This is a genomic window from Sinorhizobium sojae CCBAU 05684, from assembly GCF_002288525.1.
Lineage (GTDB): Bacteria > Pseudomonadota > Alphaproteobacteria > Rhizobiales > Rhizobiaceae > Sinorhizobium > Sinorhizobium sojae.
The window spans coordinates 226298-239384 of the sequence record NZ_CP023069.1 but is presented as its reverse complement, the minus strand read 5'-3'; the positions used below and the strand labels follow the sequence as shown (position 1 = coordinate 239384).

The following is a 13087-nucleotide window of genomic DNA, read 5'->3' as shown; positions in this document are numbered from 1 at the left end:
ATTGAGATGACAGCTTCAGTCGTTCGCATTGAAGACAAGCTTTACCAAAACCGTTACCTGGTGGACGCGGGGCGGCCGCACATCAAGGTGCGGCAGCATCAGTCTCCGAGCCCAAACCTGCTTGCGCTGACCGTTGTTTGCCCCGCGAAATGCTACGAGGTGAATGAAGACGGCCAAGTAGAGGTTACTGCGGATGGATGCATGGAATGCGGGACATGTAGAGTGCTGTGCGAAGAGAGCGGTGACATTGATTGGAGCTATCCGCGAGGTGGATTCGGTGTGCTCTTTAAATTCGGATGACTTGCATCTCACTTTTGTCTAACAAGATGGTTACGTTGACGGGCGCTCACAGGTGCAATCGCAAGCACTTGATAATGTCAGCAAGGCGGCATTTTCTCGTAGGGAGCCAAGAGCCGTTCGTACGACGCTCAGGGTGTTTCCTCGTAAGAATTGGCTCGATGAGTGTATGACTGAATTATCCCCTAAAACCATGCACAAACGGGACTTGGGGTGCAGCGGTCTCTATCGGATATCGAAGGTTTTGATCACTTCAGCCAGCCTCGAGATCAAGCTTGCCAATGTGATTAACACCCTCCCCGCACTTTTGCCAATGCGGCGCGGCGCAATCGTCGTTGTGGGCGCTGAAGGAGAGCCCGAGACAACTGCGACGTTCGGGGTTGAGCCTCCATCATCAGGCGCGCGCCACATTGCTGCGAAGGCTGCAATAGATAGAATCGTCGCAAAAGGTGCGCCGCTGGTCGTACCGGACACTTGCAGGTCGGAACTGTTCCAGGATGAGCTTCAGAGTATCGTGAGCGGCACTGGCCTAGTCACCTTCATTGGTGTCCCGATGAAGGCCGATCAAGAAACGCTTGGAACATTATGGATCGACCGCGCCAAGGATGGCGCAGCCACCAGAACACAATTTGAGGAAGAGGTGCGTTTCCTGTCGATGGTCGCCAACCTTGCGGCCCGAGCGGTTCGGCTGGATGGCCACGAGAGCCGCGATAGTCGGCCGATCGGCGAGGAGGGCGATCGCAAGATTAGTGCAGGCGACAAGGAACTGCCTGAACCAACCCGACAACGGCCTACGAGAATCGACTGGATTGTCGGGGAAAGCCCCGCACTCAGGCAAGTGGTTGAAAGCGTCAAAGTCGTTGCACAAACCAACTCTGCGGTGCTCCTCAGGGGCGAAAGCGGCACAGGCAAGGAATTCTTCGCAAAGGCAATCCACGAGCTTTCACCTCGCAGAAAAAAGCCGTTCGTGAAGTTGAATTGCGCGGCACTGTCTGCAGGCGTCCTGGAATCGGAACTGTTTGGGCATGAAAAGGGCGCCTTTACGGGGGCCATCTCTCAGCGCGCAGGCCGTTTCGAACTGGCGGATGGCGGGACGCTCCTGCTCGACGAGATTGGCGAGATCTCGCCGGCCTTTCAAGCGAAACTGTTGCGCGTCTTGCAGGAAGGAGAGCTTGAGCGAGTTGGCGGCACAAAAACGCTCAAAGTGGACGTCCGACTCATATGCGCCACCAACAAGGACCTGGAGACGGCGGTGGCCGAGGGGGAGTTCCGGGCTGACCTTTATTATCGCATCAATGTAGTGCCTCTCTTTTTGCCGCCTCTCAGGGAGCGAAATGGAGATATTCCACGCCTTGCGAAGGTTTTCCTCGACCGGTTCAACAGGGAAAACAATCGCAATCTCGAATTCACGCCTGCGGCACTCGAGATCCTGTCGAGATGCAAATTTCCCGGCAACGTCCGAGAGCTTGAAAACTGCGTCCGCCGGACCGCCACTCTCGCGCGTTCGGGGACGATTGTTCCATCGGATTTCTCCTGCCAGAATGCCCAGTGCTTTTCTTCAATGCTCGGGAAAACCGCTGATAGACCGCTTGGCACCCATTCGCTCAACGGATTGACTATGAGCAGACGTTTGCCAGTCGAATCGCCGGTCGGTCTCGGTTACCCCAATAGTCCTGGCGACTTAACGGTGGCACCAAATCTAACGGACCGCGAGCTTCTCATCAGCGCGATGGAGAAGGCCGGCTGGGTTCAGGCGAAGGCAGCTCGGATCCTCGGCCTCACACCGCGGCAAGTCGGCTATGCTTTACGCCGGCATGGTATACAGGTGAAGAAGATCTAAATTCGGTGAGCCCACTTATCATGGGCGTGGCCACCCGTCTTCCTCAGGCGCGCAGGTCTATTGTCCAATTTGGCAGCTTCCTGTCGCGACTTCGACAAAACCCGCTTCGGAGCATTGGCCTAAATCGAACACGGAACGCCAATCCTTTGAAATTCCCATCTTATTGTGTTGGCACAGCGCTTGCAGGTCCGACAACGACCCTTTGTCACCAGTGGAGCCGTTCGATGAGTGCACCAATAACGTGGCTTGAAAGCCTGACCAACACGACATCCTCTGGGCAGTTGCTGACAGCCGCAAAATCCGGTGACTGTGCATCCTCGTCCTGCGGTTCGTCCTCACGGCCAACCGACATGGATTCGGCCACCTGGGAGAAGGTCAAGGATCACCCTTGCTTTTCAGAGGAAGCGCACCACTATTTCGCCCGTATGCACGTCGCAGTCGCGCCAGCCTGCAATATCCAATGCAATTACTGCAATCGTAAATATGATTGCGCCAACGAAAGTCGGCCTGGTGTCGTGTCGGAAAAGCTGACACCGGACCAGGCGCTGCGCAAGGTGATTGCGGTTGCCAACGAAGTCCCGCAGCTTTCCGTTCTCGGCATCGCGGGTCCGGGCGACGCTTGTTACGACTGGAAAAAGACAAGGGCGACTTTCGAACGCGTCGCAAGCGAGATCCCCGACATCAAGCTATGCATTTCCACCAATGGACTTGCCCTGCCGGAGCATGTCGACGAGTTGGCGGAAATGAACATCAGTCACGTGACAATCACCATCAACATGGTCGATCCCGCAGTCGGCGAGAAGATCTACCCGTGGATTTTTTATGGCCATCGCCGCTACACTGGCATCGCCGCTGCCAAAATCCTGCATGAGCAGCAGATGTTGGGACTTGAGATGTTGAGCGAACGCGGCATCCTCACGAAGATCAATTCGGTGATGATCCCCGGCGTCAATGACCAGCACCTCATCGAAGTCAACAAATGGGTCAAGGAGCGCGGCGCGTTTCTGCACAACGTCATGCCGCTGATTTCCGAACCGGCCCACGGCACCTGGTTTGGCCTGGCCGGACAGCGCGGCCCAAATGCGCTCGAACTGAAGGCGTTTCAGGATCGTCTCGAAGGCGGTGCCAAGCTGATGCGTCACTGTCGACAGTGCCGTGCCGATGCAGTCGGCCTTCTCGGCGCTGATCGTGGCCAGGAGTTCACGCTCGACCAGATTCCGCTCGAACTTGATTACGACGGTGGCAAGCGACACGCCTACCGGGAGGTAGTTGCACGCATACGCGATGACCATTCAGCGGCTAAGAAGGAGGCGATCGCAACGGTCGCATCAGTGAACATCCCTGGTTCGCTTCAAGTGGCTGTTGCGACCAAGGGCGGAGGACGCATCAACGAACATTTCGGCCATGCGAAGGAGTTCCAGGTTTACGAAGCCTCGCAAACAGGGATCAAGTTCGTGGGGCACCGTAAGGTCGAGCCGTATTGCCATGGGGGCTGGGGCGAGGACGCCACGCTCGGCGACATTATCGCCGCACTCGAAGGCATCGATTTCGTGCTTTGCGCCAGGATCGGAGATTGCCCCAAAAAGCAGCTCTTGGAAGCTGGAATACAGGCAACGGACGCCTTTGGCTATGATTATATCGAAGCCGCGATCAGCGCTCTTTACGCCACTAAGCATGGTTCCGACCGATCGCAGCTAACCGCTTGAGGCGGCTCACCCGACCGAACCAGGAGTTCAATGATGGCCTACAAAATCATCGCATCCCAATGCACCCAGTGCGGCGCCTGCGAGTTCGAATGCCCTTCCAGCGCCATCGAGTACAAGGGCGAGAAGTACGTGATTGATCCTGACAAATGCACCGAATGCAAGGGAGCTTTCGAGCTACAGCAATGCGCCTCGGTATGTCCGGTGCCGAAGACCTGCGTGCCGGCTTAAGCGCCGAATGCAGTGGCCAGGCCTCCGCGCGCGGCAGGCCCTGGTTTTCCCTGCGTAGCCCCGACAATGAAAGGAATGGCGATGGGTCTTGGACGCGAAGAGGAGGTCGAAATCCATAATCCTCCACGTTTCATGCCGGGTGAGAAAGTCTGTGCCACACGCCACATCAAGAATGACGGCACCTACCCGGGCAAGGAAATCGGAGAACGCCTCGTCAGGAAAGGCGACGCGGGTTTTATACGCGATGTGGGGACCTTTCTCCAGCAGTTTTACATCTATGCCGTCGATTGGATTGATCGCGGCATCGTCGTCGGAATGCGTGCGCGTGAACTGATGAGCCTCGACGAGGTCTCAACCCTGGCAACTGCTGAATGCACTGATCGGAGCGAAGGAAAAGCCCGATGAAAGTAACAATCCGCAGAACTGGCAATGGTTTATCAGCGTATGTTCCCAAGAAGGATCTGGAAGAGCCGATCGTCCAGGTTGAGAATGAAGGCCTATGGGGCGGCATTGTGGTGCTCAGGAACGGCTGGCGGCTCTTATTGCCTGATCTTCCGAAGGACACTCAGTTACCCGTCACCGTCGAGGCAAAGAAGATGGTGGATGATGCAGCGCAAAGAAAAACATCATGAATACAACACAGACTTCCGGTCTGCTCGTTCGGAGCAGCCTTGCCGAAAGTGGTTTGAACTGGCGTGGCTGGACCTGCGGTTTCGAATGCCTCCGACAGCGCTATTGCCTCCGATCTGCTTGATGCCTTCTTGCCAACGCGCCCTCGAGCATCCGTCCCTTGCCCTTGCCCTTGCTTAAGCTTAACGACGCAGTGCGCCTGTTGGCCGAAGGGTACTCAAGGTCCCGGCGGCGCAATCGGTCCAGCGGGCGCCTGCGTGGCGACCCAAGCCCACTGATGAAGGAGTTCACAATGACGACCGGAAAGGCAGCTATCCTGCGCCGCCCTTGGGAGCTGAAGTCTAAGGACCGCACGCGCCGAACCGCTTGTCACGTGCGAGGTTTCGACCAGCGCGCTTAAGGGCGTTACCGTCTTGGGCGTCGGCGTCCCAATCGGCCTGCGGAGATCGCGTGATGGTTCTCGACGCCAAGCGATCGCACAAATCGGCGACGTCCACTGCGTGCTTATCCCGACGACGCGGCCTCGATCCGGCAAGGGCGCCGCACCGCAATCCGCTCGGCAATTCAATTGATGCGTGTCTATTTCGATCGCGCACAAACGTCACACATTCCGAGGCTGTGGCGTCCTATGGTCTATGATGCGTAATCCGGGTGCGTCAGTTCAGTTGCGACATTTTCCCTGACTCTCGCGCTGGCAGCGTTTGGCGGCTGGGTTATGTGGCATTTCGATATGCCGCTCGCCTGGCTCGCCGGCGCAATCATCGCCACCGGCGTGGGTGCGCTGTTCGGGCTGCCTGTGGCTATCCCTCCCTTCGCTCGACTGCCAATGACCGCCGCTATTGGCGCAATGCTCGGAACGTCGTTCTCGCCTGCAGTGTTCGAGCATGCCGGTTGGTGGCCTAGCGGTGTTCATCGTGGCCGCGAGCGCATTGGGCTACATCTATTTTTGGCGTGTGGCGGGATTTGACCATCCCACGGCCTTTTTCTCGGCAATGCCGGGAGGCGTTGTCGACATGGTGACACTCGGCCTGGAACGCGGCGGCGACGAGAAGAAGATCGCGCTCGTCCAGACCACTCGGATCATCTTGGTGGCACTTTCCTTGCCGTTCCTGATACCGAGCGTTGCCGGAGGCGCGCCGCATGGCACCCGCGTCGCTTTCGTTCCGCTCGCGAGCTTCTGCGTCAAGGACGTTGTGTGGTTCTCCGCAGCCGTTTTGCTCGGAGTGGTTGCCGGAAGATTGCTGCGCCTGCCAGCGCGCTATTTGCTCGGGCCCATGTCTGCAAGTGCCATCATGCATTGGGATTGACGCAATTCGAGTTGCCGACTGCGGCACGCGCCGTGGCGCAAGTCGTCATCGGGGCAACCATCGGCTGCCGTCTCGCAATGCCGCCGCCTCGAAAGATCGTGGAAGTCATCGGCTTGTCCTTCGGCTCTACAATCCTGTTTTGTCCGTGACGCTGGTCTTCGCGAGCGTTCTCTCCTTCCTGACAGGAGACCGGTTCACCGCTCTCATGCTCGCCTACTCGCCGGGAAATGTCGCCGAGATAAGCCTCATTTCTTTGTCGCTTGGCGTCGAGATGCCCTATGTTGTCCTCCATCAAATTGTCCGGCTCTTTCTGGTAGCAGCAGGAGCAGCGGCCGTGTTTCGGTGGGTGAAGCGCTAAAGAGGTCGGAATTCCCTGCAAGGCTACATAGGTTCGCGTGGTGCTGAAATCGGCGGGTCATGCAGATGGTGGGCGAAACCTTCGCCCGTGTTCTCTTCCCCAATCCTGACGCGCGACCTGCTCGGAGCCTGATGACCATCCTTATGTCTAACTGTTAGTAAGGCCGAACTTTTAACCTCCTTGGAGTGCGCCCTTTGGGCTGGACATGTATCAGGCTGCGGATTTGCCAGTTTTGGGGCGAGCCACCTCAACGGGCGTTATGATTTCCGGTGGATGTGGTTCTGTGCGTCAAGTTCAGGAAATTGAGGTGGGCATGGCGCTGGACATGCGGCGCGAAGCAGAATGTCTTGGACGGCGGCGACGGCAGTCCGATCTTCAGTCTTGGTCGGTTGAGTTCCTCGTGGGGGCATCAGGTGACGGGAACATCACCGGCCTGCCACCGCCCCTCTCAGAGAATTTGCAGAACTCTCAGCACATTACCGTGAATCTTTACGGAGCTTGGAGCAAAAGATCGCGCGTCCGTCGAAGTGCATCGGCGCTGCTCCTGGTTCGCACAGTCTATTCTAACGCTGCCTATGAGATCCTACCTTCCTAAGTAGGTGCACGGGGCCGACGCTGCCGTTTAAAGGTTCCAGGCCACCGCCAAAACTCCAGTCGTACTAAGGTTTGGGATCCACCTGAGAGCGGGTCGTTGCGGGCATATGGGCCGCACACGTCAGGCGGGGCCATCCTGATGGACTTGTGAACGGTCATGCACCAACTTTCAAGACGGCAGTACTCATACCGCGATCTTTTAAGAGCCTGACTCGAAAAGGTCTCAACAATATCCGTACCTTGCCAAGCGTCGTGTCAGGACCCGGATGTGGGCGATAGTGATCCAAGCCTCGGCTGATGCGATGGACTTCTCCCAATCCTTAGCCAATCGTCGGCATCTGCCAAGCCATGCGAAGGTGCGCTCCACGACCCAGCGCCGCGGCAGAACTTCGAAGCCCTTGGCCTTGTCGGTCCGCTTGACGATCTGGAGAGTGAAGGCAGCGATCTTTTGGAGTGCGCCCTTCAGCTTCGGTCCGGCATAACCACCGTCGGCGAAGATATGTCTCAGCCACGGCCAGCGCTTGAGAATGGTTTTGAGGACGGCAGGTGCGCCGTCGCGATCTTGGATATCGGCGCTGTGAACCCTGAGGCCGACCATCAACCCGAGCGTGTCGACGACGATATGACGCTTCCGTCCCTTGATCTTCTTGCCCGCGTCATAGCCCGAAATTCCGCCGCTTTCCGTGGTTTTCACGCTTTGACTGTCAATCACGCCAGCAGATGGCGAGGCTTCCCGGCCTTCCAATTCGCGCGCCTCCATCACAAGATGATGGTTGATCCGACCCCATAACCCTGTCGCTCGCCATTCGTAGAAATAGGACTGGACAGTTGTAAAAGGCGGAAAATCCTTGGGCATCATCCGCCACTGGCACCCCGTCGTGGCGATGTAAAGCAACGCATTCACGACCTCGCGAAGATCGGTGCTGCGCGGCCTGCCCAACCGCCGCGGTCCAGGCAGGCAAGGCGAGATCAATCCCCATTCCCGGTCCGTCAGATCGCTTGCATACCGCCTTGCGCGTCGGGCATATTGCCGACGGGTGAAATCAGTCCAGCCCATTGTGGTCTCCGTTCGTCCTAAGCAAACAAACAGAATCACAACTGGCTGATTTCACTCAACTCTTTTTCGGTCAGGCTCTAAGATGGTGCAAATTAGCGAAGGTGTTGGCTTGGACTGCAGCGAAAGTGTTCAGCGACAGTTCAAATCCCACCATCATTGTTGACTTGAAGACGGATCCGGCCAGTTCCTGTGACTCAATAGCATGCGTCAACTGCTCGCCCCTTTTGATTGCCGTGGATTGACCGACGATCGAGTTTTCGACAGTTTCGAAGGGCTTTTCTGCGGTCCTGGACATTTCGCTTTCCTCTCGTTACAGCGGCTCTGGCGACCATCTTGCACATCGTCAACGCCCATTTGTCGCAAGAACTCAATTGAATAGTATTGTGAAATCTTCATACGTGGCGCAGTCGAGGCATAGGATTGTTGCCGCAATGAGCAGCTCCGCCGCCTCGCAATGAGCAGTTTCAAGATTTGTGCCAGTTCTGTCGGTGGCGCCAAAAATCAGTCATCTCGCTATCCTCCACCCGGGTCTTTATCGACAATCGATGCAGCGGCTGCGGACTTTGGCTGGAGGCCGATTAAGATGTCTCGGCGGTCATTTGTTGGAGGCAAATAACATTTCTTGCCGGCCAAGGTTTGCCTTGAGACAAAGGTGAGAATTATGGACAGAAGGCGGTGAGGTGGCAGTCCCGTCGTGCCAGACCGATGGTGTTCGCGCACTCAAATTCGTGGATCACGTCGGCGGCGAAGAGCTTGGCGATAATGTCAGAGGCGTCGTCCTAATCGCCTGCACTACCATCAGTATGTCGCCGTGGCCGGTTACCGGGATGGCGGGGCTGGCCGGGTCGAGAACAGTAAGCACTTCGGGCGTCAGGATCTGCGGTTTAGTCGATCGTGAAGAACTCGCTTTCAGGCAGGTTGCTGCGGCATTGGTCGGCTCTGGAACGTGAGGAGTAGTGCGGCGAGCAGACACAAAAGCTGCCTGAACCATCGCAGCAGGAGGGAGAAGTTGTATCCGGCGGCGGCCAGAACGGCATTGACGGCATCCCCCTGTTCGCCAGCGAGATAATTCCGGTCCATTCTGTGTTCGCTCTTGAGGTGTCCAATGACGGGTTCGACCGCCGATCGTCGTCGCATCTGGCGTTTGATGGGGGGCGTGAGGCGGCGCTTCTGGCCACTGGTGAAGACCCTCAGCTTGTGCCTTTCGGGAGCATTATGGCCGCGGTATCCAGCATCGGCCAGAATGCGGGAGAGCTCGTTGCCAAGCATCTTTTCCATATCCGGAATGACGGTCGCGAGCGTATGGCCGTCGTAGGGATTGCCGGGCAGCGCCGTCGCGTGCAGGGCGAACTGCCCGCCCTTTGAACGGTTCAGTGTTGTGGCCACGGACACCTTCACTCCGAACTCATAGGGCTTGTGCGCCTTGCCTTTACCAATGCACTCGACTTCGTCGGCATGCAGGCTGTAGATCTTGCGGCCACGCTGACGTTGCCGCTGCGCGATGACCGTTTTTGCCTGATAAAGCGACCATTTGAAGATCGCGTCGAGTTGTTCGTCGCCGGCGATCTGACGCTCGATGTCGCGAACGGTCCGGCCGAGATAGGTCTTCAACTTGCGCAGCGCCTTGCCGGCCCGTTTGAATTGCTTCGCATGAGCGTAGCGCTGGTGTGAATAAGCTTGGCATCCGTCGGGAACATGACGTTCTTCGGTTGAACGGTCGTGTCCACGATCACCTGCCGCGTATCCTGCGGCTTCATCGCGCCTGTCTTGACTGCCACGGCCAAGCTCTCCTGCAAGAGCCCGCCGATCCGTTCCTCGCCCATGCGCTGCCGCCAGCGCGTCATCGAGGAGCGGTCGAACGATAGTTCGTGCCGAAAGAACTCCTCGCCGCACAGGTACTGAAAGTAGGGGTTCTCCACCCAGCGCTCGCACAGCGCCTCGTCCGACAGGTTGAACGTGTGCTTCAGAATGGCCAGCCCGCCATCAGCCGCGTCGGCAATGGCGGCATGCCCGCTCCGTCCGAATAGACCGTCCCAAAGCGGCCTTCCAACACAGGCCAGTCAATAGCCTGCGCCAGACGCACCAGTTCGTGCTTCATATTGATGATCTGGTCGAGCCGGGATCGGAATAAATCCTGTTCACCCGTTTGGCGCCGTTCGCGTGGTTTACCCATTCCTGGTTCTCCGATTCACCGCGATAAACCCAGTGAATCACGCTTCGCCAACCAGGCAAACCTCAAACTGATTTTGCAAGGAACAGCCCGTTCGGCGGCTGTTTCCGGCAATTAGAAGATCTGCAGATCCCTCGATTCTTACGTCAAATCAGCGGCTTCCGAGTTCTTCACGGCCGACGGTTTAATGGCAACTGGCACGGCCATTGCTCATCAGCTTCACATGACAGTCGCCGCTGTCGGCTTTCGGAAAATCGGCCTGGCAGGCGACCGGGCGCGCGCCATATGGAGGATCTCCTGATGACCATTGAGCATTCCGCGGAGACCCGCGCCAAGCCACCCTTATATCGCCATCTCTATGCCCAGGTTCTGGCAGCGATCGCGGGCATCCTGTTTGGATATTTCTATCCGGACATCGGAAAGCTTGGAATGATCATTGCACCGGTGATCTTCCTGAAGGTCGCGACGGAAATCGCAGGCATAACCGGTCTCGCCAAGGTTGGTCCCATCGCCGGCAAGGCGAGTTTGATACCTGACCTCGACTTTGGTACTTGCCGTCCACCTCGCGGTCATCAACGTGATGCAGTCGGGTGCGGGCAGTGCTTATCGATCCGGCCTCGCTCAATGCCGAGGCGGTCGCCGGCTGTGTGGAAAAGGCGCAAGAACAGTTGATGACCGGTTTCCTGATGCTGGTTATCCCGTCGACGCTTGTCAGCGACGAAGGAAGACTTTGCGACACTGGTCGACATCCACGTCATCGCCGCCGCCAGAAAAAGTGACAGCGGGTACAGCGACACAGGCCGCGACCCTACCAGGCAAAAAGCTCCGCATATCCATAGACGCTATGAACAGAATTTAGAAAATCAATTTTTGAGGAGTGTGAATTGCCCATATCTAGGGACGATCGGCCACTGGCATGCCGATCCTGCAACGACTTGGAGCCGCCCCACAAACACCGTGGCGGCGAATGGATAAAAACAAGGAGAAAGGACGAGATGCTGGACATCGGCGTCATTGGAAGACTGAAGTTTGCGACCGCGTTCATGGCCATGTCCTTACTACTGGTGCCGGCTGCGGAGGCTCATGAGCAGCCGGTCTGGCACTACGGACTGTCGCTCGTCGATGATCTCAAATATCCGCCCGGCTTCAAAAAGTTCGACTATGTGAATCCCGAGGCACCTAAGGGCGGAGATCTCAGGCTTTCACAGACAGGCACCTTCGACACGTTCAATCCCCTGCTGGTGAAGGGCGAAACGGCCGTCGGCCTGGATTTCGTCTTCGACACGCTCATGAAACCGTCAGAGGACGAGATTTCGACGGCCTACGGGCTTCTGGCCGAAGGCGTTTCCTTCCCCGACGACATCTCCTCGGCCACGTTCCGGCTGAGGCAGGAAGCGAAATGGGCCGACGGCAAGCCGGTGACGCCGGAAGACGTCGTCTTCAGCTTCGACAAGGCGAAGGAACTGAACCCGCTCTATCAAAGCTACTATCGGCATGTCGTGAAGGCGGAAAAGACAGGGGATCGGGACGTCACCTTTCACTTCGACGACAAAAACAATCACGAACTTCCTCATATCCTCGGGCAGATCCGGATTGTGCCGAAGCACTGGTGGGAGGGCACTGGACCGGACGGCAAGCCGCGCGACATTTCGCGAACGACGCTTGAACCGGTGATGGGGTCAGGTCCCTACCGGATCGCTTCGTTCGCCCCCGGCGGGACCATTCGTTATGAGCGCCGGCCCGATTACTGGGGCGTCGCGCTCAACGTCAATGTCGGGCAGAACAATTTCGATTCGATCACCTATTCCTTTTTTGGCGATCGCGACGTCGAGTTCGAGGCCTTCCGCTCCGGCAACACCGATTATTGGCGGGAGAACCAGGCGATGCGCTGGGCTACGGCCTTCGATTTTCCGGCGGTGAAGGATGGCCGCGTTAAACGCGAGGAAATTCCCAACCCCTTCCGGGCAACGGCCGTGATGCAGGCGATGGTGCCGAACATGCGCCGCAAGCCCTTCGACGACGAGAGGGTGCGCCAGGCATTGAACTATGCGCTCGACTTCGAAGAACTGAACCGGACCATCTTCTACAATCAGTATCAGCGCGTGAACAGCTTCTTCTTCGCCACAGAACTCGCTTCCTCCGGTCTGCCGGAAGGCAAGGAACTGAAGAACCTGAACGAGGTCAAGGACCTCGTGCCGCCCGAAGTGTTCACCACCCCTTATAGCAACCCGGTCGGCGGCACGCCGCAAAAGGCGCGCGAAAACCTGCGCAAGGCGATCGAGCTCCTGAACAAGGCGGGGTTCGAGCTCAACGGTAACCGGATGGTGAATACTGAGACGGGCAAGCCGTTCTCCTTCGAGATCATGTTGAGCAGCCCGTCATTCGAGCGCGTCGCCTTGCCCTATGCGCAGAACCTGAAGCGGATCGGTATCGAAGCGCGCGTGCGCACGGTGGACCCATCGCAATATACCAATCGCAAGCGTGCCTTCGACTACGATGTGACCTGGGAAGTTTGGGGTCAGTCCTTGAGCCCCGGAAACGAACAGGCGGACTACTGGGGATCGGCAGCCGCCACACGCCAGGGCTCCAGGAATTATGCCGGCATCTCCGACCCTGGCGTCGACGCATTGATTGAGCGCGTGATCTTCGCAAAGGATCGCGAAACGCTGGTTGCCGCAACGAAGGCACTCGATCGCGTCCTGCTCGCCCATAATTACGTCATTCCGCTCTATTACAAGCTGGCCGCCCAAATCGCCTATTGGGACGCGCTGGCCCGGCCGAAAGAGTTGCCGAAATACGGACTGGGCTTCCCCGAGGTGTGGTGGTCGAAGAGCGCTGCCTGTCATTTGCCCGCTTCGCTGTAGTTGCATTTGTGGGAGCTCTGGCGAAGCCGGGCGTCT

Annotated in this window: 10 protein-coding genes and 3 pseudogenes; 10 read left to right on the top strand and 3 right to left on the bottom strand. The window is 57.6% G+C overall.

Annotated elements, in window-relative coordinates; genetic code table 11:
• The first annotated feature begins 6 nt into the window (after positions 1 to 6).
• The 8 genes and pseudogenes from SJ05684_RS28440 to SJ05684_RS31140 all read left to right on the top strand — a co-directional run bounded on the left by SJ05684_RS28440 (position 7) and on the right by SJ05684_RS31140 (position 6366).
• Positions 7 to 300, top strand: coding sequence for a ferredoxin family protein (locus SJ05684_RS28440; RefSeq protein ID WP_014857655.1), 294 nt, complete (start codon positions 7 to 9; stop codon positions 298 to 300).
• Between the two features lie 166 nt (positions 301 to 466).
• Positions 467 to 2137 carry a nif-specific transcriptional activator NifA gene (nifA, locus tag SJ05684_RS28435; RefSeq protein ID WP_153458923.1) on the top strand — a complete coding sequence of 557 codons (1671 nt, stop codon included), beginning with the start codon at positions 467 to 469 and terminating at the stop codon, positions 2135 to 2137.
• Positions 2138 to 2361: 224 nt separating this feature from the next.
• On the top strand, positions 2362 to 3843 hold the full coding sequence (gene nifB / locus SJ05684_RS28430; protein WP_034859513.1) for a nitrogenase cofactor biosynthesis protein NifB: 1482 nt from the start codon (positions 2362 to 2364) through the stop codon (positions 3841 to 3843).
• A gap of 33 nt (positions 3844 to 3876) precedes the next feature.
• Entirely contained in the window at positions 3877 to 4071 is a 195-nt protein-coding gene (locus tag SJ05684_RS28425) for a 4Fe-4S dicluster domain-containing protein (RefSeq protein ID WP_034859518.1), read from the top strand.
• 81 nt (positions 4072 to 4152) lie between these two features.
• Positions 4153 to 4476: a nitrogen fixation protein NifZ gene (locus SJ05684_RS28420; RefSeq protein ID WP_014857659.1), complete on the top strand. Its 324-nt coding sequence runs from the start codon at positions 4153 to 4155 to the stop codon at positions 4474 to 4476.
• A complete protein-coding gene (nifT, locus tag SJ05684_RS28415) occupies positions 4473 to 4703 on the top strand; it encodes a putative nitrogen fixation protein NifT (RefSeq protein ID WP_014857660.1) in 231 nt (76 codons plus the stop codon). The genes SJ05684_RS28420 and nifT overlap by 4 nt, the downstream gene beginning before the upstream one ends.
• Positions 4704 to 5416: 713 nt before the next feature.
• Positions 5417 to 6157: pseudogene (locus SJ05684_RS31145) on the top strand (AbrB family transcriptional regulator).
• Positions 6154 to 6366 (top strand): AbrB family transcriptional regulator, encoded by a 213-nt coding sequence (locus SJ05684_RS31140; protein ID WP_014857666.1) that lies wholly within the window; start codon positions 6154 to 6156, stop codon positions 6364 to 6366. Before SJ05684_RS31145 ends, SJ05684_RS31140 begins: the two are co-directional and overlap by 4 nt.
• Before the next feature lie 817 nt (positions 6367 to 7183).
• On the opposite strand, the gene SJ05684_RS28395 is transcribed toward SJ05684_RS31140, so the two are convergent.
• The 3 genes and pseudogenes from SJ05684_RS28395 to SJ05684_RS28380 all read right to left on the bottom strand — a co-directional run bounded on the left by SJ05684_RS28395 (position 7184) and on the right by SJ05684_RS28380 (position 10190).
• A complete protein-coding gene (locus tag SJ05684_RS28395) occupies positions 7184 to 8017 on the bottom strand; it encodes an IS5 family transposase (RefSeq protein ID WP_014327878.1) in 834 nt (277 codons plus the stop codon).
• 70 nt (positions 8018 to 8087) lie between these two features.
• A complete protein-coding gene (locus SJ05684_RS28390; protein ID WP_014857667.1) occupies positions 8088 to 8312 on the bottom strand; it encodes a hypothetical protein in 225 nt (74 codons plus the stop codon).
• 614 nt (positions 8313 to 8926) lie between these two features.
• Positions 8927 to 10190, bottom strand: a pseudogene (locus tag SJ05684_RS28380) (transposase).
• Between the two features lie 297 nt (positions 10191 to 10487).
• Between SJ05684_RS28380 and SJ05684_RS28375 the strand changes: the two are divergent.
• Together SJ05684_RS28375 and SJ05684_RS28370 are read left to right on the top strand one after the other, a co-directional pair.
• Positions 10488 to 10900, top strand: a pseudogene (locus SJ05684_RS28375) (C4-dicarboxylate transporter DctA); the annotation flags it as partial.
• Between the two features lie 282 nt (positions 10901 to 11182).
• Positions 11183 to 13051 (top strand): extracellular solute-binding protein, encoded by a 1869-nt coding sequence (locus tag SJ05684_RS28370; protein ID WP_015633453.1) that lies wholly within the window; start codon positions 11183 to 11185, stop codon positions 13049 to 13051.
• The last annotated feature ends 36 nt before the right edge of the window (positions 13052 to 13087 follow it).

Excerpts from the sequence above, each read along its gene's own strand:
- nifB (WP_034859513.1), top strand. The coding sequence starts at position 2,362 with ATGAGTGCACCAATAACGTGGCTTGAAAGCCTGACCAACACGACATCC.
- nifA (WP_153458923.1), top strand. The coding sequence starts at position 467 with ATGACTGAATTATCCCCTAAAACCATGCACAAACGGGACTTGGGGTGC.
- SJ05684_RS28425 (WP_034859518.1), top strand. The coding sequence starts at position 3,877 with ATGGCCTACAAAATCATCGCATCCCAATGCACCCAGTGCGGCGCCTGC.
- SJ05684_RS28390 (WP_014857667.1), bottom strand. The coding sequence starts at position 8,312 with ATGTCCAGGACCGCAGAAAAGCCCTTCGAAACTGTCGAAAACTCGATC.
- SJ05684_RS28440 (WP_014857655.1), top strand. The coding sequence starts at position 7 with ATGACAGCTTCAGTCGTTCGCATTGAAGACAAGCTTTACCAAAACCGT.
- SJ05684_RS28395 (WP_014327878.1), bottom strand. The coding sequence starts at position 8,017 with ATGGGCTGGACTGATTTCACCCGTCGGCAATATGCCCGACGCGCAAGG.
- SJ05684_RS28420 (WP_014857659.1), top strand. The coding sequence starts at position 4,153 with ATGGGTCTTGGACGCGAAGAGGAGGTCGAAATCCATAATCCTCCACGT.
- nifT (WP_014857660.1), top strand. The coding sequence starts at position 4,473 with ATGAAAGTAACAATCCGCAGAACTGGCAATGGTTTATCAGCGTATGTT.
- SJ05684_RS28370 (WP_015633453.1), top strand. The coding sequence starts at position 11,183 with ATGCTGGACATCGGCGTCATTGGAAGACTGAAGTTTGCGACCGCGTTC.